The sequence below is a fragment of the Vibrio sp. 1731 genome, from assembly GCF_033339955.1.
Lineage (GTDB): Bacteria > Pseudomonadota > Gammaproteobacteria > Enterobacterales > Vibrionaceae > Vibrio > Vibrio alginolyticus.
This window is the reverse complement of record NZ_JAWOVO010000006.1, coordinates 1-25,609: the sequence shown is the minus strand read 5'-3', so window position 1 is coordinate 25,609 and position 25,609 is coordinate 1. Positions and strand designations below refer to the sequence as shown.

General features: G+C 44.1%; 21 protein-coding genes. 12 read left to right on the top strand and 9 right to left on the bottom strand.

The features are described from left to right. Positions 1-16 precede the first annotated feature (16 nt). Positions 17-2,653 (bottom strand): ATP-binding protein, encoded by a 2,637-nt coding sequence (locus tag R7035_RS08755; RefSeq protein WP_318146097.1) that lies wholly within the window; start codon positions 2,651-2,653, stop codon positions 17-19. A gap of 615 nt (positions 2,654-3,268) precedes the next feature. Here R7035_RS08755 and R7035_RS08750 point away from each other — a divergent pair. Beyond that, positions 3,269-4,702 (top strand): glyceraldehyde-3-phosphate dehydrogenase, encoded by a 1,434-nt coding sequence (locus R7035_RS08750; RefSeq protein ID WP_025767937.1) that lies wholly within the window; start codon positions 3,269-3,271, stop codon positions 4,700-4,702. A gap of 240 nt (positions 4,703-4,942) precedes the next feature. Beyond that, positions 4,943-5,164: a hypothetical protein gene (locus R7035_RS08745; protein WP_005373607.1), complete on the top strand. Its 222-nt coding sequence runs from the start codon at positions 4,943-4,945 to the stop codon at positions 5,162-5,164. Between the two features lie 125 nt (positions 5,165-5,289). On the opposite strand, the gene R7035_RS08740 is transcribed toward R7035_RS08745, so the two are convergent. The 4 genes from R7035_RS08740 to R7035_RS08725 form a co-directional block, all read right to left on the bottom strand. Next, the gene (locus R7035_RS08740) at positions 5,290-5,619 is read right to left on the bottom strand and encodes a hypothetical protein (protein WP_318146096.1); all 330 of its coding nucleotides are present in this window, start codon (positions 5,617-5,619) and stop codon (positions 5,290-5,292) included. A 329-nt stretch (positions 5,620-5,948) separates the two neighbouring features. Further along, the gene (locus R7035_RS08735; RefSeq protein WP_285400202.1) at positions 5,949-6,563 is read right to left on the bottom strand and encodes a LysE family translocator; all 615 of its coding nucleotides are present in this window, start codon (positions 6,561-6,563) and stop codon (positions 5,949-5,951) included. 109 nt (positions 6,564-6,672) lie between these two features. Further along, positions 6,673-7,587: a LysR family transcriptional regulator gene (locus R7035_RS08730; RefSeq protein ID WP_285400200.1), complete on the bottom strand. Its 915-nt coding sequence runs from the start codon at positions 7,585-7,587 to the stop codon at positions 6,673-6,675. Positions 7,588-7,627: 40 nt separating this feature from the next. After that, a complete protein-coding gene (locus R7035_RS08725) occupies positions 7,628-8,083 on the bottom strand; it encodes an Lrp/AsnC family transcriptional regulator (RefSeq protein WP_005373615.1) in 456 nt (151 codons plus the stop codon). 327 nt (positions 8,084-8,410) lie between these two features. On the opposite strand from R7035_RS08725, the gene yjeH reads away from it, so the two are divergent. Next, entirely contained in the window at positions 8,411-9,673 is a 1,263-nt protein-coding gene (yjeH, locus tag R7035_RS08720; RefSeq protein WP_017635168.1) for an L-methionine/branched-chain amino acid transporter, read from the top strand. Here yjeH and R7035_RS08715 read toward each other — a convergent pair whose 3' ends face one another. After that, entirely contained in the window at positions 9,674-11,119 is a 1,446-nt protein-coding gene (locus R7035_RS08715; protein ID WP_285400198.1) for a PLP-dependent aminotransferase family protein, read from the bottom strand. Positions 11,120-11,219: 100 nt separating this feature from the next. Between R7035_RS08715 and R7035_RS08710 the strand changes: the two genes are divergently transcribed. Beyond that, complete coding sequence (locus R7035_RS08710; protein WP_248486474.1) at positions 11,220-11,876, top strand: pyridoxamine 5'-phosphate oxidase family protein; 657 nt, start codon at positions 11,220-11,222, stop codon at positions 11,874-11,876. Here R7035_RS08710 and R7035_RS08705 read toward each other — a convergent pair. Beyond that, positions 11,857-13,179 carry an ATP-binding protein gene (locus tag R7035_RS08705; protein ID WP_248486476.1) on the bottom strand — a complete coding sequence of 441 codons (1,323 nt, stop codon included), beginning with the start codon at positions 13,177-13,179 and terminating at the stop codon, positions 11,857-11,859. The genes R7035_RS08710 and R7035_RS08705 overlap by 20 nt on opposite strands. 3 nt (positions 13,180-13,182) lie before the next feature. Then, complete coding sequence (locus R7035_RS08700) at positions 13,183-13,875, bottom strand: response regulator transcription factor (RefSeq protein WP_005373624.1); 693 nt, start codon at positions 13,873-13,875, stop codon at positions 13,183-13,185. 366 nt (positions 13,876-14,241) lie between these two features. On the opposite strand from R7035_RS08700, the gene R7035_RS08695 reads away from it, so the two are divergent. Both R7035_RS08695 and R7035_RS08690 read left to right on the top strand, forming a co-directional pair. Further along, positions 14,242-15,783, top strand: a complete 1,542-nt coding sequence (locus R7035_RS08695) for a hypothetical protein (RefSeq protein ID WP_285400195.1) — start codon at positions 14,242-14,244, stop codon at positions 15,781-15,783. A 12-nt stretch (positions 15,784-15,795) separates the two neighbouring features. Then, on the top strand, positions 15,796-16,485 hold the full coding sequence (locus tag R7035_RS08690) for a hypothetical protein (RefSeq protein WP_031778833.1): 690 nt from the start codon (positions 15,796-15,798) through the stop codon (positions 16,483-16,485). 86 nt (positions 16,486-16,571) lie between these two features. On the opposite strand, the gene R7035_RS08685 is transcribed toward R7035_RS08690, so the two are convergent. Beyond that, entirely contained in the window at positions 16,572-17,573 is a 1,002-nt protein-coding gene (locus R7035_RS08685) for an AraC family transcriptional regulator (RefSeq protein WP_213909480.1), read from the bottom strand. Between the two features lie 107 nt (positions 17,574-17,680). On the opposite strand from R7035_RS08685, the gene R7035_RS08680 reads away from it, so the two are divergent. The 6 genes from R7035_RS08680 to R7035_RS08655 all read left to right on the top strand — a co-directional run bounded on the left by R7035_RS08680 (position 17,681) and on the right by R7035_RS08655 (position 25,445). Next, entirely contained in the window at positions 17,681-18,007 is a 327-nt protein-coding gene (locus R7035_RS08680; protein ID WP_054577756.1) for an MFS transporter, read from the top strand. Continuing rightward, positions 18,007-19,230, top strand: coding sequence for an HlyD family secretion protein (locus R7035_RS08675; RefSeq protein ID WP_054577755.1), 1,224 nt, complete (start codon positions 18,007-18,009; stop codon positions 19,228-19,230). Before R7035_RS08680 ends, R7035_RS08675 begins: the two co-directional genes overlap by 1 nt. 101 nt (positions 19,231-19,331) lie before the next feature. After that, positions 19,332-20,654, top strand: a complete 1,323-nt coding sequence (locus R7035_RS08670; RefSeq protein WP_170890191.1) for an ABC1 kinase family protein — start codon at positions 19,332-19,334, stop codon at positions 20,652-20,654. Between the two features lie 112 nt (positions 20,655-20,766). Then, complete coding sequence (locus R7035_RS08665) at positions 20,767-22,113, top strand: magnesium transporter (protein ID WP_005373641.1); 1,347 nt, start codon at positions 20,767-20,769, stop codon at positions 22,111-22,113. A gap of 806 nt (positions 22,114-22,919) precedes the next feature. Next, a complete protein-coding gene (gene codB, locus R7035_RS08660; protein ID WP_064354865.1) occupies positions 22,920-24,158 on the top strand; it encodes a cytosine permease in 1,239 nt (412 codons plus the stop codon). Positions 24,159-24,167: 9 nt separating this feature from the next. Continuing rightward, positions 24,168-25,445 (top strand): cytosine deaminase, encoded by a 1,278-nt coding sequence (locus tag R7035_RS08655; RefSeq protein ID WP_213874324.1) that lies wholly within the window; start codon positions 24,168-24,170, stop codon positions 25,443-25,445. Positions 25,446-25,609 lie beyond the last annotated feature (164 nt).

The window sequence follows — 25,609 nt, the reverse complement described above, 5'->3', positions numbered from 1 at the left end:
TAAGTTGAAATGTTAGCTAGGCGAGTTTTAATTCACTAAAGAGCTCAAATAACTGGTTCGATTTATACGGCTTAGGTAAATAAGCATCCATGCCTGCCGCAAAACAGTTGTGGATGTCTTCTTCCAAAACACTCGCAGTGAGTGCGATAATCATCGTTTTTTCACGTCCTGCTTTCTTTTCCCAACGACGAATTTCTTTCGTCGCGGTCAGTCCATCCATCACGGGCATCATGCAGTCCATTAAAATTGCATCGAATTCTTCTCCCTTTGTGATGGCTTCTAACGCTTCTTGACCGTTGCTTGTTATCAAATAGTCATAACCTGCTTTATCCAGAAAAAAACTCGCTATTTTCTGGTTCATCAAATTATCCTCCGCAATTAAGATCCTCCGATGAGAGCGCGACGCTCGATATTCAGAGCTGACAACATTATTGGTGACATTGTCACTTGATATAGTCTTTTCAACCTTAGCTAAATCATCAATGACATGCTTAAATCGATTGCCAAGGAAAGGTAATGTGAGTACGGCATGTACTTTTTCTGCATTTTCGTAGGGAGTGGATAAATGATGCTGGCAAATAATCACACGGCGAAGATCGTAATTAAATGATAGATTATCCAAGATTTCATCGGTATTAGCGTCGTTACTGTGGCACAGAAATATGACATCAAAGTCATCATTTATCGCTTGCACTTCATTCACATTATTAACACCAAAGAGATTGATTTTCGCTAAGCGACACTCTTTTAATACTTGGTCGGCGTAGTCGTAATTTGAGCAGATCAAAAGCCCTTTATTAATCACCTCCGAACGCCAGCCAAACACCGGAATTGCTTCAACCTCAATCGAGAATTCAAAGCATGTGCCCACTCCTTTTGTAGATGTTGCTACGAGCTTGCCCCCCATCATCGACACAAGCTGACAACAAATTGCCAAACCCAACCCTGTACCGCCAAATTGCTTCGACACTCCTTCATCTTCCTGAGTAAAGGGTTCAAAAATCGTGGTTAACTTATCTTGATCAATGCCTATTCCGGTATCTTCTACTTTAAACGTCAGCACTCCACGTTCTTTCTCAAGTAACTCCTCATAACTAACATCAACGCATACATGCCCACTTTCGGTAAACTTAACCGCATTCGATACCAGATTCGTAACTACCTGTTTGACACGATGATCATCGACCATCACGCGAATGGGGATATTTTCAGCTAAATTAATACCTAACTTTAGCTGTTTAGATGTTGCTTTGGATTGGAATAAAATCATCGACTGATACACGACTTCTCGGATATCCGCTTCTACTAGTGACAGCTCCAATCGTCCAGACTCGATTTTAGAGAGATCCAATATATCGTTAAGTAAAGTAAGCAGCGTTTGAGATGAGGAGTCAATGTCATCAACAACTTCTTGTTGATGCGAAGACAACTCACTTTGAGAGAGTATTTCTGTCATGCCCATGATCCCGTTAAGGGGCGTGCGGATTTCATGTGACATGTTGGCAAGAAACACAGATTTTGCACGATTAGCCGATACTGCTGACTCTTTTGCATGCAGTATTTCTTCAGTTTGTCTCTGCATTTCTTCAACCACTCGATTCACTTGCTGAGCAAAAATGGTCAGTTCATCACTTCCATCAACTTTGACTTTTGTTTGCTTCTCTTCGGAGTTGATCAACGCGTTTAAAGTATGAATGATCGCATCGAGTTTGCTGTTAACGCGGAACCAAGTACTAAATCCGAGCCAACAAAGCAGGATAACCACTAAGGCAACGCCAAAACTGATCATGGCTATATTGGCCTTTTGTTCATGAACCTGCGTGAGAAGCGACTGCTCAGTTTGTTTGGTGAACCCATCGATGAGCACTTGTAAGCGCTGCACACGAAAATCGAGTTCTTTTAAATACGCGGCGTAGTCACTTTGTGACATGTCTCCTGACATTAATTGTCCGCGAGACGCCAAGTTTCTCTGATATCTCGGCGAAGTAAACAAGCCAAGCAATTTATCCACTTGCTCGTATGACCCACCTAAGTTTAAAAACGCATCCAAATTTTGCTGCTGTCGGTCAATCGCCTGATAAAACATACTTTGACTTAGCCGACTCTTAGGGTCTTGGACTAAACGGTTCGTCAGCCAAGCTTCTTTCTGTGTCCAAAAAGAGAGCTGAGCAAGGTAGGCAATAAAATTTTGCATGCGAATGCCATCGTCACTGCCATACCATTGATGATTTTGCAACAAAGAGCGCGACATATTTTGGAGCTGTTGAAATGCCCAATCACCCAGGTCGTCCATCTCACTCAATCTACCTGACAATACCCCCAGCATGGCTTCTTTCAGTTCATCAGCATACTCAGCAGTATTAGGGTTACTCACAAACTTTTGATGCAAAGAAGAAATAACTTCACCTTGTTCTTCAATATTAATGGCTGCAGAGACTTGAAGATCAGGCTGTCGGCGTACTTTCTCTATGGAGTAAATAAAGTGGGAGGCCTTGGATATCAATTGGAAACCTTGAATATTGCTAACCGTTTGATTGAGACGGCTCACGCGCAACGCATTATCAGAAAACTGCTGAACTGCAAATACCACGATTACCACAGCGGGTAATAGTGCGAGGAGTGCTAAGCGTGTTTTTATTGATAATCTCAACATCCATCAGCCTAATGGTTGATTTCATCCGTTTATTTAATATTAGACTAGTTTCCCGCATTGAAAGGCATATACGACATTGTTACTTTCAAACAACATTCACCTACCTAGATTATGGTTATTGTGAGTGTTTTATCATCGGCTAATGAAGTGGCAATTGTGATTTAAGTCATATTTTTTGATCTTAAAGTTGGATGCAAACAATAAAGTTTCACTCACAACTAAGAGTCGCATCACTTTTCAGGAAATCATCTATTGTATGTTTACCTATTGAGTTGCCTTATCGAGTCAAATCACACAAAAATGCAAAATATCCATTTTTGTCAACAAAACTAATTTGAAAGCAAACGTTATCATCGCAAAAAAAGTAAGTTACTTTCTAAATGTCAATACGTGAAAACCACTGCTTTAGTCACATTAATCCACCACTAACGTCCCCTTAAGTAGTGTTTTACACTGGATTTAATTTTCCTAGCAGAATAAGGACTCCGATCTTAGAATCCGCACACATAACTATTACAACCCGATTACATAACCCACCACACTCTTGCACGCTGCCGAAGAGGCAACAACAGAGAGTATGGTTAGCCCCCAAAACGTGAAAGGTCTAATACAACAATGAGTCCAGAGAAATATCTCCAAGACTGGCAAACTAGCCAAACGATTGCTGAATCTATTTCCCCTCTAATTGGTAAGCTATATCGTCAAAAAGGAATCGAAGTGGTTCTGTTTGGTAAAACGCTTATTAATGCTACTACTATAGACATTCTCAAAACTCATCGCGTTGCAAGACGTTATACCGGTAACCCACTTTCGCTTGAGCACACGATGCCTATTATTCAAGCGCTTTGTGAAATGAGCATTTCTTCATGCCGTGTCGATGTTGGCCAATTGGCAACTATGTACTGGAATGAACATGACGATACAAGCTCTCTAAACGATTTCCTTATCACTGCACTTGATGGCGCTCGCGACGCAGATTCTTCATTGAAAGCGCGTGATGTGGTTCTTTACGGGTTCGGTCGCATTGGTCGACTACTTACTCGCCTTCTCATTGAGAAAAGTGGTCCAGGTTACCCACTAAGACTACGTGCGATTGTGGTTCGTGGCGGTAAAAAAGGCGATTTGGAGAAGCGTGCTAGCTTGCTGCGTCGTGACTCAGTTCACGGTCAGTTCAACGGTAGCATTGTTATCGATGAAGAGCGTAAAGCACTGATCGTTAACGGCAACTACATCCAAATCATCTACGCAAATAACCCAAGCGAAGTGGATTACTCAGCTTTCGGTATCAATAACGCGCTAGTTGTTGATAACACAGGTGTTTGGCGTGATTCTGAAGGCCTGAGCCAACACTTAGCGTGTAAAGGCGCAGAGAAAGTACTGCTAACAGCACCAGGTAAAGGTGACATCAAAAACGTTGTCTTCGGTGTAAATGAGTCGGTAATTAAAGAAGATGACACCATCATCTCTGCGGCAAGCTGTACAACAAATGCAATCACGCCAGTCCTTAAGGCTCTGAACGATAAATATGGTGTTCTTTCTGGCCATATTGAAACCGTGCACTCATACACAAACGACCAAAATTTGATCGACAACTTCCACTCTGGTGACCGTCGCGGACGTAGTGCTTCACTAAACATGGTTCTGACTTCAACAGGTGCGGCAAAAGCAGTTGCTAAAGCATTGCCAGAGCTTGCAGGCAAGCTAACAGGCAACGCGATACGCGTACCGACACCAAACGTTTCTATGGCAGTCGCTAATCTAAACTTAGGTGAAGACGTAGACCGTGATTCACTGAACGATTACTTGCGTGAAATGGCGTTGAACTCTGAGCTTTCGGCACAGATTGACTACACCGATTCAACAGAAATTGTATCAACTGACTTAGTTGGCTCTCGCCATGCAGGCGTCGTAGATGGTCAAGCGACTATCGCACAAGACAAGCGTTGTGTACTTTACATCTGGTACGACAACGAATTCGGTTACAGCTGCCAAGTTGTGCACTGTATGGAACAAATGATGGGTGTTCGTTACCAAACATTCCCTCGATAGGTGAACTTTGCTCCACAACGTTAACCACATAGCGTAGCGGACAATATCTCATATTTGTTCTAAATAATAAGCGCCATGCGCATTACTAATATTTTTCCCCGTTTATACGCCTGATCACCCTCAGGCGTTTTTTCGTTTCATTCATTTGACACTCTCCGGACAAAGTGAACGTCAGCATTCATGTTTTGTTCATGTTCACAGCATTAATCTGAGCACATAAATTACAGAGAGGTCATGATTATGAATCGGATTATTGTAACTGCACTAGCACTGATTACCGGCTTTTTTACGTTAGTATTTAGCTTGATCATTGCGATTCCGTTGACCATCGCAGCATTAATTACCGGCAAGCGTATTGAAAAGCGCGTCAAGAAAATGCAGAGAGAAATGCACGAAGAGTATGAGTTTAATACAGGTAAAGCAGATGCGATTGAAGGTGAATTTGAAGAGGTTCGCCGGTAAGTAAATAAGATTTAGATGAGTTTCTCTCCCCCGACCGCTCCTGAGAAACTTCTTGCTTTCACCCTGTCCTTAAAATGGCAGGGTGCTTTTTTGAAATGCACAATGTTGAATAAGCACCTAGCGGTTTATTGCTTTATCTTTTTGTTGTAGGAGGCTGTGTAACCAGCCTCCCATAAATCACCATCGACACCAGAGTATGGGTTGGATTCTTTCGTAGCGCCGCTTAGGCAAGCATCTTTGCCTTCCTTCTTAATTTCATCGATGTGATTTAAAACAAAGTCAAAGTGTTTAGGATCAGCCTTTTGTAGTAACCCGTACAAAAGGCCAAAGCCAAGCATCGTAAATACAAACAGTTCAAAAAACACCCAAATGCTCTTTGTTGAAAAGAATATCCAAGCAACGCTGCAAACACTGGTCAAAATTACTACTGGAGCTAAATCTACTATTCTTTGCATATTGCTCTCACCTTCTAAACGGTCATGAAGTCTCTACCCCTTTCATAGGGTAAGTAAGAGGAAAGTCCGTTTTTATCCAATAAAGCACTCTCGACTTAATATGCGACACTGTTAGTATTAACGTTAAGTGGCTATCGTTCTCATTATAACAATGCGTTGGAAAGTAGCTTTCACAGCAAATGAGAATATGAACCAAAGTAACACTATTGATAATATTAATTTTAGCAACGTTTAGCGTCAGAATTACGTAAATTGTGTAAGGGTTACTGAGAGTAGACAAAAAAGCAGCCACACGGGCTGCTTTTAGTATTTCTGTCTTGCGAGCTTGTCTATACCGTTACGACCACTCTAAGAGCCAGCAGCATGAGTACTACCCCTGACAAACGATCAATCAACACTGCCTTAGAGCGAATTCTGTCAACGACTTTAGAGCTCGATAGCACTAGGGTAATAAAGGTGTACCAAAGCCCATCCACAACAAACGGCGTGGCAACAATGATCATCTGATTACTCAAATCATTACCGAGCGCGACAAACTGACTGAATAATGCGATAAAAAACAAAGCAATTTTGGGACTTAAAATCGAGATAAAAAAGCCTTCTCGCGCAGACTGGATTACCGTTGTCTCCTCACCTGACTCCAACTTCGCAGCCACACCACCTTTTGAACGCAAAGCATTAAACCCTAAATACGCAAGATATGCCGCACCCACAAGGCTAATCGTCTTGAACAGCATCGGGCTTTGCTGCAAAACAACAGCGAGACCAATCAAGGTAATAAACGCATATATACCAATGCCAAACGCATGAGCCCAAGCCGTAGCTAATCCATTGGTACGTCCACCAGCCAACGAGTGCTTAGCGACAATAGCTAAGCTGGGACCTGGTGACATAGCCCCTAATAAACACACGGTAAAAAGTGATAACCAAACTGTTAGTGTCATAAGAATTTCCCCTCTTTGAAGCTCACTCTATCAACGGAAGAGGTATAATTAGAAATCAAAGTTATTCATACTAATCATGACTTCAAGTCATAGCTAAACGATGTACGTATTAGCGAATGGAATATTCAGAGATTTGCATTACTGAGCGAATCTCTTCTCGCACCCATTTATGCGCAGGATCCGTGTCGTATTTGGGATGCCACATTAACCAATATTGATGAATAGGTGTTTCGAGTGGTAATGCTTTATGGGTTAAGTCCCAATGCTTAGCGAGGTTAACGGCAATATGTTCAGGAGCCACCATCAGGTGCTCGCTTACAACTAAGCGATTGATCGCAGCAGAGAAGAATGGAACCTTAAAGGTAACGTGGCGGGTGTGCCCTAGCTCTTTCAATGCTAAATCAGTGTAGGAATCTTTGTCTCCGCCGCCAGTCACTTTGATGTGTGAATATGAAATCAAGTCTTCAATACTGATCTGGTCCTGCTTTGCTAACGGATGAGAAGATTTCATCAAACAAACTGATGAATCCTCACCAATTTTAACGCTCGACACACTCTGTGGTTTTTCTGGATACATAGAAGACGCGATATGGATGCCCGTCTCATGAAGTTTATCAAGAAAGTTGGGTTGCCACAGTCGGTACGCCATATCTAGCTGTGGCGCTTGTTCACCCAAGTGAGAGGCAATATCGGGCAATACGTATTGCGCCACGTAGTCACTAGAAGCAATAACAAGCTCACCTTGCCACTGCCGCGGCTCAAAAGGTTGGTCATCGAGTAAATGGTCAAACTCAGCCAGTAATGCATCAAGCTTTGATTTTAACGCTATTGCTCGTGGCGTTGGTATCAGTTGATTACCTTGACGAATAAGCAGTGGGTCACCACACAGATCGCGCAATTGTGCAAGCTGTCGACTGACGGCAGACTGCGTAATGTGCAAACGGTCTGCGGTCCGGCTGACATGACACTCCTCTAAAAGTACATGCAAGGATCTAAGTAGATTCAAATTAATGTTGTTTAACATATTCGCTCAGAAGGGTTTTCAACATAGCATCCATTCATGGTCACTTCACAAACAGGTTCCCAGTCGTGTTAAAGAATTCAGCTAAGACGGTATGAGTCATCAGGTTTCGAAGCTCTGGATATCGTTGAATTTGATCTCTGATTTCGTTCAAGCGAGCCATCGTAGGCACTTCGACAAAAACCATCATGTCCGTCTCACCGCTGATCGCATGACACCATTTTACGCCATCAATTTTGTATAACTCGTCCGCGTATGATTCGCAATAATACGTAGAGGTTGATTTATCGAACTTTAAGGCAAAATAGGCGCAAATCGAATCCCCACCCGAAGGCGCAATTTCAGCGTGATACCCTAGAATCACTTTGTCATGCTCTAGCTTACGAATACGGGCCGTTACCGCAGAACGAGAAAGGTTTACTTTATCCGCAATTTCAGTCACCGACAGCCGAGCGTTGTGCCTGAGCAGATCCACAATCTTATGATCAAACTTGTCCATACCGTTACCAAGCTTTCCTTATTTTTCTCATTCTATACCGATTCTAACTGCATAAGAAACCAACATTTTGTTGGAATTATTTAAAACAACCGTCATATTGACGGTTTAGTAAATCATTTTGTTATTAACATTTTGGATATGCTATTTGGCGGGCATGAGATGAGTGCTGTTATCCATTTCAACAGAAAATAGATAACACATTGAAATCAAATTCCCACCTTAAGTACTCAGCACATAAATAGCATCGCTTAAACACATAAAACGAAATAACCAGAAGCCACAAGCTTTTTCGCAATAACCCTCATAACATTGGATGAATCAATTCGCATGGAAGAGCTCAAAAAAGACATTTCACTCACATCAGGTATCGCACAGTTATCCACCACATTAATGGGAACGGGGCTGTTTATGATCCCGGCTATCGCAGCAGGTATAGCTGGCCATTTTTCACTATGGGCTTGGATTTTATTGTTCATCGCGATTTGTCCTATTGCGCTGACTTTTGCTCAACTGGGTAAACGATACCCCAACGCGGGCGGAACAGCCTTTTTTGTACGCAAAGCCTTTAACGCCAAGCTGGAAAGTAGTGTCGCTTGGCTATTTGTTAGTGTCATTCCGGTAGGGGTTCCGGCCGCGATTGCACTCGCCGCAGGCTTTCTACAACAAATATTGCCAGAGCCTATTAGCAACAATCTGTTTGCACAAGTTCTCACGGTAGTACTTCTTGTGTTCGTCAACTTGATGGGCACAAAATCATCAGGTCATTTACAAACTCTTATTGCTTTGAGTGTCTTCGCACTTGTTGGCGCATTTTTATGGAAAGGCGACGTTAACAGCGCCGATCTTGTGATGCCCGCCATCACACAAGAGTCAATTTGGCCTATTACCGCAGCGTTAGGCGTGATGTTCTGGTGTTTTGTTGGCATAGAGGCTTTTGCCCATATGGGGGAAGAGTTCAAAAACCCTCAAAGAGATTTCCCTATTGCCATTGTGGTCGGTTGTTTTGTAGCAGGGGCTACCTATTGGGCATGCTCTGTCGTTATTTTAAAATTTGGCGCGTATGGTAACGCTCAATTTGATAACGCATCCATCCCCTGGCTTAGTGCCCAACTACTAGGCGATGGAGCCAAATGGATAATCAGCTTGATAGGTTTCTCCGCTTGTTTCGCGAGCGTTAACTTATACACACAGAGCCTAGCGCGAATGGTCTGGGCTCAAGCTCGTGAACATCGTCCTTCTAGTCCACTAGCCAAGATTTCGCGTCGTGGTGTCCCTTTCTCAGCCACCATATTAGTTGGCGGTATATTATTGATATCTTGTGTGATAGGAACCCTATCACAGCTCGATCTGGAGTTTTTCCTAAAACTCGCAAACAGTGTATTCGTTCTGGTTTACATGTTGGCGATGTTAGCCGCTTTTAAATTGCTTCGAGGATTTGGTAAAACACTTGCGGGACTGTCCCTACTGCTTTGTACCGGTGTTTTTATATGTTTAGGCTGGTCAATGTTTTATGCACTTGGCATTTTTACTCTACTTTTACTGCCTTGGAAACAGTGGCGACATAAGCGACAAACACGTGTAGTTGAATAGTCATCGCTTCCCATTTCGAAATATGTGAGCTAAACGTTGGATACCAGCGTCTATGTTCTCTAACGCGATATTGCCGTAACCAAGCACGGCACCATGCCAGTGACGTGCTTGAAAATCTGGGTGTTCATAATAGCTCAAAGGTCGCAAGATGATCCCTTCATGCTCTGCTAGTTTTATAAAACGCTGCTCATCCATACCGTCTTGCCATTTCAACGTAACATGAAGCCCCGCCGCTTGGCTAACGACGCAAACACGGTCGCCAAAATGCTGTTGAATGGATACATGCATCTGTTCATGCTTAGTTTTGTACAGTCGACGCATTTTTCGAATATGACGTAATAACCCACCTTCAGTAATAAAGTCTGCCAATGCTTCTTGTGTATGCGTCGGCGAATCACCACTTAACGCATCTTTAACCACTAAGCATTGCTCTACTAAACGTTCAGGAACTACAAGGTAGCCAAGCCGCAATCCGTTAAACATCACTTTACTGAAGGAACCCACATACAACACACGATCATCTCGACCCATTTGAGCTGCTAGCCCCTGTAAGCTGGTATAGGGACGATGAGCAAACTGAAATTCGCTGTCATAATCATCCTCGATGATCCAACTTGATTGTTCGACCGCCCAGTTGATGATCTTTCCTCTTTGCTCGGTATTGAGTGTGGTACCCATCGGATATTGATTACTTGGTGTAATATACAGCGCATCGGCATCGCTTGAGGTCACCGCTTCCACATCAAAACCTAATTTCTCTCTTACGAACAAAGGCTCAAATTGATAGTTTTGGAACTGAATCAACTTCCGCATTTGCGCGTAACCTGGTTGCTCCATCAGAACCTTATCACCTTGTTTGAGCACTACCATCGTCGCAATTGACAACGCTTGCTGCGCCCCAGAGGTAATAATAATGCGCTCTGGAGAACAATTCACTGAACGGCTTGATGCGAGGTAGTCAGCTAAAGCACAGCGTAATGTCCAACTGCCCTGAATATCTTGGTTCCCCAACAAGCAAGTACGAGACATATGGCGAGTGAGTAACTTTTGCCATTGCGCCATCGGAAATGCGTCCAAATCCGGCACACCTGGTGCAAATGCGCGGTTGATGTCAAAGTTGGTTTTCGGTGATGAATCTCTCTGAACTGAACTAGGTTCAGGCAAGTACTGCTCTGGCAGTTCTACGGCAACATAAAAGCCAGAACCTTTTTGGCTGTTCAAGTACCCTTCCGCCACTAACTGTTCGTAGGCAGAAATCACGGTATTCCTACTTAGATTAAGCTCTTGTGAAAGCTTCCGCGTAGAAGGCAGCTTCCCATTCTTCACCCACAGTCCTTGAACAATTTTCTTGCGAATAGCCAAAAACAACGCTTGCTGACGCGTTCCTTCACTGTCTTTTAAATGTAGGTCACCGATATCAATCAAAGACAAACTGGATCCATCCATTAGTTAAAACTGGCTCTCTTTAAGCTACCAGTTAAACGCTACATTGCAATCAAAGAATGAGGATCAATCGCTCGTAATCGTGAGCAAACAAGGAGAGAAAATGCTATCCAACACCAATAGAACGGAAATTAAGAAAGGCGCACATAAAGCCGTCTCTGATGTTAGCAAACTGCACGCCATCATAGATGAAAGCCTAATCGCTCATATTGCGATAACCAACGAGTCAGGCCCTGTGGTCATCCCTATGCTGGCATGGCGTGTCGATGATTACGTGTATATCCATGGTGCCAACAACAGTCGACTGTTACGCTCACTCAAACAAGGAGTGCAAACGTGCTTAACCTTTACTTTGTTTGATGGTTGGGTATTGGCTCGAAGTGCGTTTCACCACAGTGCGCATTATCGCAGTGCTGTGGTCTTTGGCCAGTTTGAGGTGGTGGAAGATAACCAAGAGAAAGACAGGTTGCTGAATCACTTTATTGAACAGATCGCTCCGGGGAGAACAGAACAAGTCCGTTTGAGTAATGAAAAAGAACTCAAAGCCACCATGCTACTGCGTATCCCGCTCACGGAGGCATCAGTGAAAATCAGCAATTTTGGCGTCAACGACGACGCAGAAGACATGGACATTCCTGTTTGGGCAGGTGTCCTACCCTACCGAACCGTCGTAGGTCCGCTGCAAGCTTGTGGAGATTTGTATGAAGGTATCGCTGAACCAGACTACCGCAGTGCCTACTCTAATCGTTGGCAGGAATAAGCACCGTAAAACGTGCGCCGCCTAAGTGACTCTCGCCGACGGAAAGCTCCCAACCCAGTTGCCGCGCTGCACTGGTAGCGATAGCAAGCCCTAAACCAAAGCCTTTCACGTCGGCGTTGCGGCTTTTATCTAAACGTGAAAATGGCATAAATACTTCTTCTCGCATCGCTTCAGGTATGCCCGGACCATCGTCCTCAATATCGATGCTCCAGCAATCCGCTGCCATTCGAATCGTCACCTCAACGCAGGATTCACCGTAACGCTTGGCGTTTTGCAATAAATTATCGAGGACGAGGTTACCCAAAGTAGGCTGAAAGTGAATCAATTGGTTCGCGAGTTCCTTTTCTGCTCTCAACATGGCGGACTCTAAGCCTAGGTAATTCATGCGGCTTTTACACCAAAGAGGCAGTTCCATGGTTTCAACAGAATCGCTCAAAGAATGGTTTTTCACACTCAAGCGAGACAGCATGACAATGTCGGATGTTAAATCCGTCACTACATCAACGTATCGTTCAATATCGTCATGTAACTCTGCCTGCATTTCACCACTCGTGCGTCGAGCTAAATCCGTCGCTAGCTGAATACGACTCAGCGGAGTGCGCACTTCATGAGGAATAGCTTGAGTAAAGATGTGTGTTTGGCGTACTCGTCTCTCAATCTCTTCAGACATGCAGTTGAAGCCTTGGGCGAGCTCTTTCACGGGTTGCGAAAATTGCTTTAGCTCGACTCGCGTATTCAACTCACCAGAACCAAATTGTTGTTGCGCAGCCGTTAGTTGCCGAATTTGGCGGTCAAGACGTCGTACAGGTATGTAAACCATAATGCCTAAACTGCATACAACAACCAAAAGTAGAGTAAGTATAAATACAATCTCAGAATCTTCATTCCAATCAACGTGTGGGCTAAAGAAATCCGTTTTTTCTTTGAAAACTAAACTCTTCGAAGTGTTAGGCAAAGGGAATACCGCAGCATAGGTACTGCCATCAATAAGATAAACAGGTATCCCTTGCATACGGTACAGCAGATTACAATCTCGACAAGGCGGTGATCCGTCCCAGTTTTCAACCAATGTTAAATCAAAGATAAAGAAATCTTGCTTGCCGTTTTCGGTTAACTTCTTGTAGAGAGAATCCGGAGTGCCTCGTTGCTCAATGTATTGACCGACAAAATAAGCACCGTCACTCAAAAAAACACCGACTTCTGTTTTGCGCATGTACTCTTCCCCCATAAAGAGAAACAAAGCAACAGTCAGCGCAAGGCCAGTTACTAACCCCACATATAGACGAGTAAACAGGGAAAACATGCGTCATTTACCTGTCAGCATGTAGCCGTGGTGACGTATGGTTTTAATGGTAGCCGTATGGATATGAGCCTTGGAGAATTTCTTCCTTAGCGAGGATATACGCATATCAATCGAACGATCAGTAATACAGTATTCAATGCCTCGGGCAAGACGGCAACATGATTCACGAGATACTGGCTTATCGACATTCAGCATCAGGAGCTCTAAAATTTCAAACTCAGAACTCGTTAAACCAATATCTTTTTGCAAATAAAATGCCTGGGAGCGACGAAGACAAAGACTAATGCCATATCGGCTCAGCTTTTCTTCTTCAACGATATCAACTTGACGACAATAGCGACGCAACGCTGCTTCAATACGGGCGAGAAGGATATTGCCTTTTATCGGTTTGGTAAGGTAATCATCAGCACCAAACTTAAATAAGCTCACCTCGCTCATTTCATCATCGGTCGCAGTCAAAACAATGATAATACCATGATAAAACTTACGCGCCTCTTGGCATATTTCTGCGCCATTTTTTCCTGGTAACATCAAATCTAACAGTACTAGGTCCGGCTTGAGCCCCTTAATCGTTTCTAATGCATTTTGACCGTTATCGATGACAGTTACCGTATACCCTTCGGCTTCGAGGTACATTTTGGTTAATCGAGCAATCTCTGAGTCGTCTTCTACCAGTAAGATTGTATTACCCACCATGAATCATTTACTCCACCAATATGATGGAGGGAGTATATCGCTCGTCCTATACTGCGCAACCTACTTAAATGATAATTTTAATAAAACGCAGGCTTACATACGCTTACAAACCATACATATACGATAATCCTAATCATTCTATACCCCTAAAACCATGCAATAACCTGAGGTTTTATTCATTACCAGAATATAGCTTCACATAGAAAATAAAATTCGGAATAAAAATCCACTATATTTTTAAATGTATCGAATAATAGGTCTTACCAAAAAACAATATCAACATATATGACTTAGTTTGCTTATATAGACAGGACTTTATGTTGCTTCTAAGTTTCTTGCTCTAATAAAGTCTACGAGTAACATGAAATGAGATATTCCAAATTAACACCTTTAGCCATATTCTGCGCGATAAGTCTAACTGCTTGTGGCGGCAGTGAATCTAATCCGAAACCATCGAAAACAACACCTCCACCACCACCAATGCCAACATTGAGCACTGTCACAATCCCAACTGTCGTTTCTACAGAGTTTCCAGCCAAGTTAAAAGTGGCTGCTGATGCTGGCTTCACCCACTATGTGAAAATCTCCCTTTCCGAAGCAAACAACAACGATACATTTCACATTGTGGCTGTTGATGACGGTGCGAATAATGAAAAAATCTTTCGTGCAGCCAAAATCATCCAACACCTTCTCACAAACCAACCAGACTCTAAGTACGGTGCTGACAAGTCTCGTATCGCTAAGACATTAGCCGAGCGTGATGCCACACTAATGCTGACCGAAAACGACGAACAGAATGATGAGATGCTAACCAAAATCTTTATCAACGAACTGATTCGCCAAGGCAAATTGAACGATGCAGTTACAAGCTCGGGCTTAGCACACTCTTTTGATACGAGTTCTCTAGAAAAGTTTGTTGTAAGCATGATGGTACTTAACGAAGATGATATGGATACACTTGTCACATCTATCGCGTCAACATTAGTAACTAGTAAAGAAACACCAAACTGGCTAAGGAATAGCCAATCTTTAATGTATCGAGAACTGACAGTTGAAGGCGATTGCCATTACATGAGTAATTTTGCCGATTACTGCGCCAATCTTGGTAAAAAAGCCGAACGAGACGCCGCTTTTGAAGAAATTTTACACTTGGTCCAAGCGCAAGGTATTGCACCTAACACGGCGACTGCGGCACTGCAAAATGACATTCAAGCTCATGCGTTAAGCATCTATAACGATATTCAATCGGGCAAACCGACGGTGTGGCGCCCTACTCAGTATGACTGGGACGATTGGAAATCGGACGACTTCGATCCTGAAAGTGTGAAACAAACGGGCCCTTCATATTCTCACGAATATTTTGCTGCCGCTTTTGAAGCTTACATGGGTGTAGCAAAAGCAAACGGACATGGTTTAGATGGCTACCAAGCGTTAACGCGTGAAGAAATGCAAACCCAAGATCCACAAGCCGTTGATTGGATCAGTGGCTTATTCCACGGATACTTGCAATATACCGCGAATATCGACTCTGCGGGCGTCAAGCTCTACACAGAAAAGACAAGTCCAGGCACAGTACCTACCTTCCGTATGGCTCCCAACAAAGACGGTTTGATAGAAGCGTACACCTACAAATCTCAGTGGCTAACAAAAGTGAAGATCATTGGCGGCGACGCGATGAATGTGATCGGTAATGATCAAAACAATACTTTTGAAGGCAACAGCAAAGACAACAGCATTTATGGTGAAGGCGGTATCAACACCTATATAGTGCCACACAAACTGGCGGAATGTACTGTTATCAAAGCAAAGAGTGTTTCTGTTGAGTGCCCAAATACAGGCACTGACGAGTTGTACGACATTCAGAACATCCAATTCACCGACCAAACCCTAGATGTAACCAAGCTATAAACAATGAAAAACATGAAGAAACTTATTCTATTCGCTCCCTTGCTCCTTGCTGGTTGTGGTGGCCTAGCCGTCATGGATCGTACTGATGCCGTAAAAGCACAACCAGAAATGCTGATCAAAACCGACGGTGATTTTTGGGGATTCGGTGCGGATGGCCATTTTGATTTTGCTGGTAAGTACAAAGGCAAGTATTCACGCAGTGCTTCTAACTCAAGTTGGTTTAACCGTATCTCTTTCAAAGAAGGTTCAATGGGCGCAGAAGTGACTCGTATCGACAGCGGGGAAACTTGGCTTTTGAACTGCACTGGAGGCGGTATGTCGGTTAACTACATGGGCGTCGATTTTGGTGGGAATGATCCTTACACCTGTGACATTACTCAAGATGGTAAAAAAGTCGGTGAGTTTGCGATGGAGCCAAAATCCGCTCTCATCGACATCAGCTTTGAGAAAAAAGAGACAGGCGTAGTGCGTATTGGTAGCACCCACTTTAATGTAGAAACTGTACATACTAGTCCTGACGCCATGATGGCGGTAGACATTCCATTGGGTTATAGCTTTAAGGAAGGCACACAAGAAATTGCCGCAGTGCAGACGAACGGTACCATTGCGGTACAGATGCTCCCTGAACTTAGCGAACAAAAAAAGGATGTAATTGCCATCGGCGCTGTTGCAAGTGCACTAAGTTGGCGTCCTAAGAAATAGCCACCACATAAAACGACACAAAAAAATAACAAAGCCCTCAACTTTGAGGGCTTTTATTGCTTGTACTCATAGAGATAAGTGGAGCACTACTTCTCTAATCTTCCCGTATACTGCTTGGGCGTTAATCCACGATGTTTCTTAAACATACGATTGAAGCTCGCCACATTGGTGTAACCAAGGCGCGTGGCAATGTCATCAATACTCACGCGCTTACTCAACAAACCAGCTGCAATATTACTCAATACATAGCCAGAAACCGTCGAAAAATTGAGTCCTAATTTATGCAAACGACGTTGAAACTGCTGTTCAGATAAATCAAGCAGAGAAGAAACGCGCTCTAACGTTGGCAATCCATAATGGCTGCTGTAATTCACCACTTCATAAATCACTTTCAACTCATCTTCTGGGTCGGGCATATTAAGCAAATCATCCAAATCGGAAAAACTCATCGCTAGACGGTTGTCTTCTCGATGGCTCACTTGGCGAGAAGCTAGTCGGTCATCTCCCGGGATCCATATCTCTGTTTTTGGCTGACTCCATTCCACGTCGCAGCCGAAATATTCCCGGTATCTCTCAGTATTTTTTCTCGAGCCTGAAACCTTGACACGTAAAGGCTGGTAATCTTTGCCAAGAAATTCGCGTAACACCTTAATCATAAATACCGCACAGCGGATACTATCGTGCACCTTTACTGACGTTTCTATAAACGGGTTGTGGTAAGTCCATTTGATGATTTTACCCGACTGTTCGCCAGCAAAAAACGCCCCTGATTGTAGGTTGCTCACACCATAATTCACTCGCCGAATGGTACTGGCTAAATCATTGCCGGAGAATAACCAGCGTCCCACTGGCCCTAGCTTTTGCAGTTCAATACCTCGGCTGAGACTCAACACCACATCCGGGTCACCACTGGCTTGTTCAACACAACGGTACCATTCCGCAACGGCTTTTAGCGGGATCAGTGTCATTGGGTTACGAAACACCGATGCTGGGATCCCTAACTCATCCGAGTCCAAATTGTATTTAGATAACGCGAGGTTATGCATGTTTAGAATGCCCATCGCGCGAATAAACCGAACCGTTTTCATAACCAATCACATCAAATTTAATCCTGTAGTGATTGAATCTGTCACAAAGAAAGCCGCAAATCAAATTCAGATCACAATACGCCAACAGTTTGATAGAGGAGCGTTTAATGAGTTTACTGAGTGTCCCATTTGTCGGTACAGGCGCAGATACAGCGTTACATGTTGTTGCTGCTGTCGTTTTAATCGCGAGTGTCGCGGGCGCGTGTTACGGCTTTTGGAAAATCCATGAATTACCTATCAATAAAGCACACAGCAAAGATCATCATCAGATAGGGCTCATCACTGCGCTGACCTGGATAGGGTTTATCTGGCACTGGGTTTGGGTGCTAGCCGTGATCTTTGCATTTGTTGATATGGAAAAAGCCATCATCAATCTGCGTGATACATGGAAAAGTAAACCGCAAACAGAAACACAGCCAAAAGAGGAAGCATAATGTTAGAAGGTTTAGCGGTATGGGCACTCTTCATCTATCTGTTGCGTTTGGTTGGCATGCCTTGGAACAAAGCAACCAAATCGTTCGCTTATCTTGGCGGCTTGGGTTGGCTAATGTTCGTCTGGGTAGGTTTGATTAACTTCACCCCGATGGATTTATCCGGCGGTTCTGTCGTGCAGTCACCACACATCCAATTGCGTCCAGATTCAACCAATGTAAAAGGTAAAGTTGACCACATTTACATTGAGCCGAATCAGCAAGTTAAAGAAGGTCAGCTCATTTATGAACTTGACCCAACGCAATACAAAATCGCATTAAATCAAGCGAACGTATCCGCTGATTCTGCTCGCGTTGCATTAGCTACAGCAAAAGGCGACATCGAGATTGAAGAAGCTAACCACGAAGCGCTAGTGCAAGATCTAGAAACATCAAAGAGCCAGTTGGAAGCGGCGAAAGTTGACTACAAATTGCAGAAAAAAATGCTAGATCGTTATGTTGAGCAAAACCGAGTAGTGCACAACACCATCACGGAAAGCGATATCGACAAACAATCGAGTGCGGTTGATATGGCACGTCACAACGTGTTGACCCTTGAGTCTCAAATCAAGAAGAAACAAGTCGATATTTCCCGTGCAAAACTGGCGATTCATAAAGCGGAACTTGCAGTTGAAACTAAACAAGCCGAACTGCGCCAAGCTGAAGAGCAAATTGCAAAAGCGCAATGGGATTTGAATAGCACAAAAGTTCATGCCCCAACAGATGGCTTTGTCACCAACTTTATCCTGCGTGAAGGTCAGCGTGTATCGATGATGCCGCGTATCAACATGTACACTAACGAGAAGTACGTGCTGATGCGAGTCAACCACCAGGCGATTCGTAACATCAAACCGGGTCAGCCAGCGGAATTCTCTTCGTCCGTTTACCCAGGTAAGATCTTCTCAGCGACCGTCGAAGGCATTGTTGAAGCAACAGGTGAGTCACAAGGTAATCTACTGGGTTTCGATGATTCCGTACGTGTCACCACTGGAAAGAACTTACAGAACAAACACCACTTTGTTCGTCTTAAGATTGATGAGCCAGAAGGCTACGACATCCCTGTTGGCTCTGTTGGCCTCGCATGGGTCAGCGGTGAAAAACCGATAGGCTTTATGGCCTTCTTAGATGTGATTCGCGGGATCATCATCCGAATGAAGTCTCAACTGTACTTCTTCTACTCTATCTAAACTCGCAAACCGCCAGTTACGCTGGCGGTTTTCTTTTCATTTGTATCCAAACATATCCTTTTCCCGTATAACAATTAGTTAGTAAATAGCGGAGAAGATTCATGTCGGCAAAGGAAAGAAGCCTACCTACCCATCGCATCTCAAGATTCAGCAAGTTCGCTTCACTTGCTACCCGTGTCGCTGGCAATGTGATTGCAGAAGGCACGAAGCAGATAGCCAAAGGCAACAAACCAAAAGCGAAAGACCTCTTGCTGACGCCACAGAACATCGCGCGTTTAACCGACCAACTTGCTCATCTACGTGGCGCTGCAATGAAGCTTGGACAAATGCTATCAATGGATGCTGGTGATGTTTTAGAACCTCAACTCGCCGATATTCTTTCCCGTCTTCGTTCCAACGCAGACCCAATGCCTGCAAAACAACTCAACGCAGTAATGGAAAGTTCGCTAGGAACGAATTGGAAAGCTGAGTTTCTGTCATTTAACTTCAAACCAATCGCCAGTGCATCAATAGGACAAGTGCACCAAGCCTACAGCGATGCGGGCGATAACCTAGCCGTCAAAGTGCAATATCCGGGCATACGGAAAAGTATCGATAGCGACGTCGATAATGTCGGTACACTGCTCAAGGTCGTTGGGTTGATTCCCGAGTCTGTCGACTACAAAGGATTGCTCGAAGAAGCGAAAAAGCAGCTACATGACGAGGCCGATTACGCACGAGAGGCACAATTTGCCATTCGTTATCATGACGCTTTGAAGGAGCACCCTCATTTTGTGGTGCCCAAGATTCATACTGAAAGTTGCTCAGACTCCGTTCTCGCGATGGAATTCATTGATGGCAGTCCGATTGAGCAAATCGAACATTATGATCAGAGTACGCGAGATTTTGTCATGCACAGCCTACTCGAATTACTGTTTCGAGAGCTGTTCGAATTTAAGATGGTACAAACCGACCCAAATTTCGCCAACTACTTATATATCGAAAACACTCGTCAAATCGGCTTGCTAGATTTCGGGGCCACTCGCGAGTACAGCGAGCGGTTCAGCACTGGTTATCGCCAAGCTTTCGCATCTGTCGTTAACAATGACGAACAAGGCTTGAATGATGCGCTTGAACAAATAGGCTTCTTCAGCCAAACCATCCTTCCAGACCAACGCCAAGCGATTCTCGATCTAGTGAAAATGGCATGTGAACCAATGTTAGTTGATGAGCCTTATGATTTTAAAGCCAGTGGCTTAGCACAAAAGCTTCGCGAAGCTGGCACTATTTTAAGCATGGAACAAGAATACTGGCATACTCCACCAGCAGATGCCCTATTTTTGCACAGAAAAATAGGCGGAATGTACTTGCTGGCAGCCCGTATTGGCGCAAAAGTGAACATTCGCCAATTGGTACAGCCATATCTCACCATCAACAGCAAATAGCCTATTGTTTTTCTGTTACTTTCAAGTACCTTGAGCAAGGTTAAGATGCATAGTTGTGCATCTCAATAACATGCCATACTTCCATAAAACGAATTAACTATCGGGGTACTCGGTGAGCAAGTTTCAAGATCTCTCCACTCTAATCCAGCAAATTGGCCAAGCCGAAGAAGCGGATCAAGTCGCAACGCTCAATGAATCTATTGAAGCGGGCCTCGAGCCCGGCGCGGTTGCCCTGATTCTAGAAGCATTTCCAATCGACGATCGTGTTCGCTTATGGCGAGCTTTACCACTAGAGCTACATATCGACGTGTTAACGGAAATGCGTGCGGACGTACGTTTCTCTATCATCAATGCGTTATCTGAAGTCGAGCTAAAGCTCACTCTCGCTAAACTCGACAACTTGTCGCTCATCGAATGGGCCGATTCGTTGCCAGAGTCGATCATCAACGAAGCGCTCTCGTTGATAGAAAAAGATGAGTTGGAACTTTACGATCAAGCAAACGAGTATGCTGATGAAGAACTCGGCCACTGGGCTGAACGTAAGATCATCACCCTGCCCTTCAACATTACGATTGGGACAGCTAAGCAGTTAATGGAGCGCTATAGCTACGACACGCCTCAACAGGTGTATCTGATTAATCGTAATAAACAGTATCGTGGAACGGTCAACTACTTCGATATCTTGCGTGGTGACCCCGATACTCGCTTAAAAACACTCGTTATTGAGGCTGTGACGGTGCTAGACAGTAAAATGATGCTTCCTGAAGCGGTAGAGGCATTAGAACACAGCACACTGCCCGCTCTCCCTGTAACTGATGCAGACCAAACACTGATCGGTGAAGTCGATTGGCAGTTTGCATTGAGTACACAGCGTGAAATCTACGAAGCACGTTTGATGGCCGGTACAGGTATGGATGAAGGCGATGACTTGTTTGCGCCAGTATTAAAAAGCTCGCAAAAGCGCGGTGTTTGGTTAGGTATCAATTTGCTTACTGCGATTTTGGCGTCTGTCACTATCGGACTATTTGAAGATGTAATTGCGCAGGTGGTGGCTTTGGCGGTGCTCATGCCAATTGTTGCATCCATGGGGGGCATTGCTGGCAGCCAAACGCTCACTCTAATGATTCGTGCGATGGCGCTTAATCAGATCACCCCAGGTAACCGCTTCAAGCTTTTGAAAAATGAGTTGGGTATTGGCTCTCTGAACGGCATTGCTTGGGCGTTAATCATCGGCGGGCTCGCTGGATTGTGGTTTCAATCTCCGGTTCTAGGGGGAACCATCGCGCTCGCCATTATCGTCAATATTATTACCGCAGCTTTATTTGGTGTGCTGATTCCCATTATTCTGGATAAGTTTAAATTGGACCCCGCTTTGGCTGGCTCGGTGATTCTAACAACAGTGACAGATGTAGTTGGTTTTTTCGCCTTTTTAGGAACGGCGAGTTTAGTCATGCTTTAAAAGGTTCATTGTTTATTAATCAATCATTAGCATAATAGAGTCAAATTGCATAACGCAGTTGCAAATTGCAAACATTACTCAAACTTTAAGCAACGCATGTCACAGAAACTACGTATTTTAGGGCATATTAAAGTTGGCACAGTAACTGCATTATATAAATCGACCCTTCTTAAGCCGAGGGTCACCTAGCCAACTGACGTTGTTAGTGAACTTGATTTTGTTCACATGTATATAAGCCAATCGCACTCTTTGCGGTTGGCTATTTTTTTATGTGGCTATTGCCCTCTTATCCTCTGACCGAGCTCGGTTGTACTTTTCTTACCCACAACAGATTGTTTACTGTTTATAAAATTCAAATATTCGCCCACTAAACCATTAGAAATGCCAGCTTCAACAAAAATAAATCACCTACATAAAATAAAACCAAGAAAACACACCCAAGAAAAGAACAAATAACGTCCAAACCAAAAATCCCATCATGAAATCGTTTTCTTTTCATAGAAATCGACTGAACAATCCAGAGTTATAGATAAATTTAATCCATAAAAACAAATGGCAATTCAAAACACTAATTTCACATAGAAAACCTGTCTATAAATCATAGAAAATACGTAAAAATAAATTTTTCAATTTTAGAATTCAAAAATTAAACCATTGTTATTAAAGGAAAAAATACAAACCAAAAACCAAGCAAACGTTTAAATTTCAACTTTATCATTGACTATTAAATTTACATCACGATAATACGCGCCGTTTGCCTGAAAATCAGGTGCTATAATTTAATATTTCAATGTGCGGAGGTAATAATGGCTGGAGACAATAACTACAGTCTTGGACCAGTTCCTAACACGGCCAGAAAAGGCGTGGCGTCACTTACAATGGTGATGTTAGGACTCACTTTTTTCTCCGCAAGTATGTGGACTGGGGGTTCTCTCGGTACTGGGCTCTCCTTCAATGATTTTTTCCTCGCTGTTCTCATCGGTAACCTAATCCTCGGTATTTACACTTCTTTCCTCGGTTACATCGGCGCTTCTACTGGTCTCTCTACTCACCTTCTTGCTCGTTTCTCTTTTGGTTCTAAAGGCTCTTGGCTTCCTTCTGCTCTTCTTGGCGGTACTCAAGTTGGGTGGTTTGGAGTTGGTGTCGCGATGTTTGCGATTCCGGTGCACAAAGCAACGGGCATCGATACCAATACTTTGATCCTCGTCTCCGGTTTGCTCATGACCGCGACCGTTTACTTTGGCATCTCCGCACTGATGGTGTTGTCAGCAATTGCCGTTCCTGCCATTGCGCTACTTGGCGGCTACTCTGTCATCGAGGCAGTAAATAGTGTTGGCGGTATAAGCGAACTACAACAGGTTCAACCAACCGAGCCACTCGATTTTTCAATAGCTCTCGCGATGGTTGTCGGCTCTTTTGTCAGTGCTGGTACATTAACGGCGGATTTCGTACGCTTTGGTAAAAAGCCGCGCAGCGCCGTGATGATCACCATGGTGGCATTTTTCATCGGTAACTCGTTAATGTTTATCTTTGGCGCGGCAGGTGCGTCGGTGACGGGTCAATCAGACATCTCTGAAGTGATGATCGCGCAAGGTCTTCTTATTCCAGCTATCATCGTTCTTGGCTTGAACATCTGGACGACCAACGACAACGCGCTCTACGCATCGGGTCTTGGATTTTCCAACATCACAGGCTTACCAAGTAAATACATCTCAATGGCGAACGGTCTTGTTGGCACACTTTGCGCTCTCTGGCTCTACAATAACTTTGTTGGCTGGCTGACCTTCTTATCTTTGGCAATTCCACCGATTGGCGGTGTGATCATCGCTGACTTCTTCACGAACCGTAAACGCTACGCAAACTTTGAAGCCGCCCAATTCCAAAACGTTAACTGGGCTGGCATTATCGCTGTCGTGATTGGCGTTGGTGCGGGACACTTCCTGCCTGGCGTAGTGCCGATTAACGCTGTACTTGGCGGCGCAATTAGCTTCCTGATTCTTAATCCTGTTCTCAACAAAAAAGCACTGGCTACACAGCCAGCGTAAGGAACCATCATGACAACACTACTGATCAAAAACGTAACGTTAAAAGGACAAAAAGGTCTGCAGCAAATTTTGATTGAAGATGGTCAATTCAAGCGCATTGAAAGCAACGATGTGGAGCTTAGTCATAACGGTGACATCATCGATGCTGAAGGCGGTATGGCGGTTGCGCCTTTCTGCGAGCCACACATTCACTTAGATACAACTCAAACCGCAGGTGAGCCAAGCTGGAACATCTCTGGCACATTGTTTGAGGGTATTGAACGTTGGGCTGAGCGCAAAGAAATGCTGTCGATTGAAGACGTGAAAGCGCGCGCAAAACAAACCTTAAAATGGCAGATAGCAAACGGCGTACAACACGTTCGTACCCACGTCGATGTTTCAGACCCTACCCTAATTGCCCTAAAAGCGATGGTAGAAGTGCGTGAAGAGATGAAAGAATGGGTAGATATCCAAATCGTCGCCTTCCCGCAGGAAGGAATTCTCTCTTACCCAAATGGCAAAGAGCTGCTAGAAGAAGCCGTCAAATTAGGTGCGGACGTGATTGGCGCGATTCCACACTTTGAATTCACACGCGAATATGGCATTGAATCGCTGCACTACGTATTCGAGTTAGCGAAAAAATACGACCGCCTGATCGACGTGCATTGTGATGAAATCGATGACGAACAATCTCGGTTCGTTGAAACACTGGCAGCATTAGCGCACAAGTTTGATATGGGGAATAAAGTCACGGCCAGTCACACCACAGCGATGGGTTCCTACAACGGTGCATACGCATCTCGCCTGTTCCGTTTATTACGCATGTCCGGTATCAACTTCGTGGCAAATCCATTGGTGAACATTCACTTACAAGGACGTTTTGATGATTACCCAAAACGTCGCGGCGTAACACGAGTGAAAGAGATGCTGAATGCCAACATCAACGTCTGCTTTGGACACGATGATGTATTTGACCCTTGGTACCCACTAGGCACTGCAAACATGCTGCAAGTACTGCATATGGGTCTGCACGTGTGTCAGGTGATGGGTTACGACCAAATCAACAACTCACTGGATCTGATCAGCAACAATTCAGCACGTACACTGAACATTCAAGACAAGCACGGCATTGAAGAAGGCAAACCAGGTAGTTTACTGATTCTTCCCGCAGAAAATGGTTTTGACGCAGTACGTCGCCAAGTGCCGGTTCGTTACTCTGTTCGTCACGGTAAAGTGATTGCAGAAACACAGCCTGCGACAACTCATATTCATCTTGAACAAGCAGAGCAAGTAACGTTCAAACGCTAAAAAGATCGGCGAAACGAAAAAGGCCTGACGACATCGTCAGGCCTTTTTTCTACTGGTGTGCCGTCCTAAATAAGGTTGACACTTTCCACCCCCAAAATTGGAGAGTGTTATGAAATCAACAACTAAAAGAACTCAGCGCGATTACTCCCTCGCTTTTAAACTCA

What these genes read in the sequence shown, in the direction of transcription:
- R7035_RS08705 (WP_248486476.1), bottom strand. Translation starts at nt 13,179, where the DNA reads ATGTTTTCCCTGTTTACTCGTCTATATGTGGGGTTAGTAACTGGCCTT.
- R7035_RS08670 (WP_170890191.1), top strand. Translation starts at nt 19,332, where the DNA reads ATGTCGGCAAAGGAAAGAAGCCTACCTACCCATCGCATCTCAAGATTC.
- R7035_RS08675 (WP_054577755.1), top strand. Translation starts at nt 18,007, where the DNA reads ATGTTAGAAGGTTTAGCGGTATGGGCACTCTTCATCTATCTGTTGCGT.
- R7035_RS08750 (WP_025767937.1), top strand. Translation starts at nt 3,269, where the DNA reads ATGAGTCCAGAGAAATATCTCCAAGACTGGCAAACTAGCCAAACGATT.
- yjeH (WP_017635168.1), top strand. Translation starts at nt 8,411, where the DNA reads ATGGAAGAGCTCAAAAAAGACATTTCACTCACATCAGGTATCGCACAG.
- codB (WP_064354865.1), top strand. Translation starts at nt 22,920, where the DNA reads ATGGCTGGAGACAATAACTACAGTCTTGGACCAGTTCCTAACACGGCC.
- R7035_RS08710 (WP_248486474.1), top strand. Translation starts at nt 11,220, where the DNA reads ATGCTATCCAACACCAATAGAACGGAAATTAAGAAAGGCGCACATAAA.
- R7035_RS08685 (WP_213909480.1), bottom strand. Translation starts at nt 17,573, where the DNA reads ATGAAAACGGTTCGGTTTATTCGCGCGATGGGCATTCTAAACATGCAT.
- R7035_RS08690 (WP_031778833.1), top strand. Translation starts at nt 15,796, where the DNA reads ATGAAGAAACTTATTCTATTCGCTCCCTTGCTCCTTGCTGGTTGTGGT.
- R7035_RS08755 (WP_318146097.1), bottom strand. Translation starts at nt 2,653, where the DNA reads ATGTTGAGATTATCAATAAAAACACGCTTAGCACTCCTCGCACTATTA.
- R7035_RS08730 (WP_285400200.1), bottom strand. Translation starts at nt 7,587, where the DNA reads ATGTTAAACAACATTAATTTGAATCTACTTAGATCCTTGCATGTACTT.
- R7035_RS08700 (WP_005373624.1), bottom strand. Translation starts at nt 13,875, where the DNA reads ATGGTGGGTAATACAATCTTACTGGTAGAAGACGACTCAGAGATTGCT.
- R7035_RS08725 (WP_005373615.1), bottom strand. Translation starts at nt 8,083, where the DNA reads ATGGACAAGTTTGATCATAAGATTGTGGATCTGCTCAGGCACAACGCT.
- R7035_RS08715 (WP_285400198.1), bottom strand. Translation starts at nt 11,119, where the DNA reads ATGGATGGATCCAGTTTGTCTTTGATTGATATCGGTGACCTACATTTA.
- R7035_RS08740 (WP_318146096.1), bottom strand. Translation starts at nt 5,619, where the DNA reads ATGCAAAGAATAGTAGATTTAGCTCCAGTAGTAATTTTGACCAGTGTT.
- R7035_RS08695 (WP_285400195.1), top strand. Translation starts at nt 14,242, where the DNA reads ATGAGATATTCCAAATTAACACCTTTAGCCATATTCTGCGCGATAAGT.
- R7035_RS08745 (WP_005373607.1), top strand. Translation starts at nt 4,943, where the DNA reads ATGAATCGGATTATTGTAACTGCACTAGCACTGATTACCGGCTTTTTT.
- R7035_RS08680 (WP_054577756.1), top strand. Translation starts at nt 17,681, where the DNA reads ATGAGTTTACTGAGTGTCCCATTTGTCGGTACAGGCGCAGATACAGCG.
- R7035_RS08655 (WP_213874324.1), top strand. Translation starts at nt 24,168, where the DNA reads ATGACAACACTACTGATCAAAAACGTAACGTTAAAAGGACAAAAAGGT.
- R7035_RS08735 (WP_285400202.1), bottom strand. Translation starts at nt 6,563, where the DNA reads ATGACACTAACAGTTTGGTTATCACTTTTTACCGTGTGTTTATTAGGG.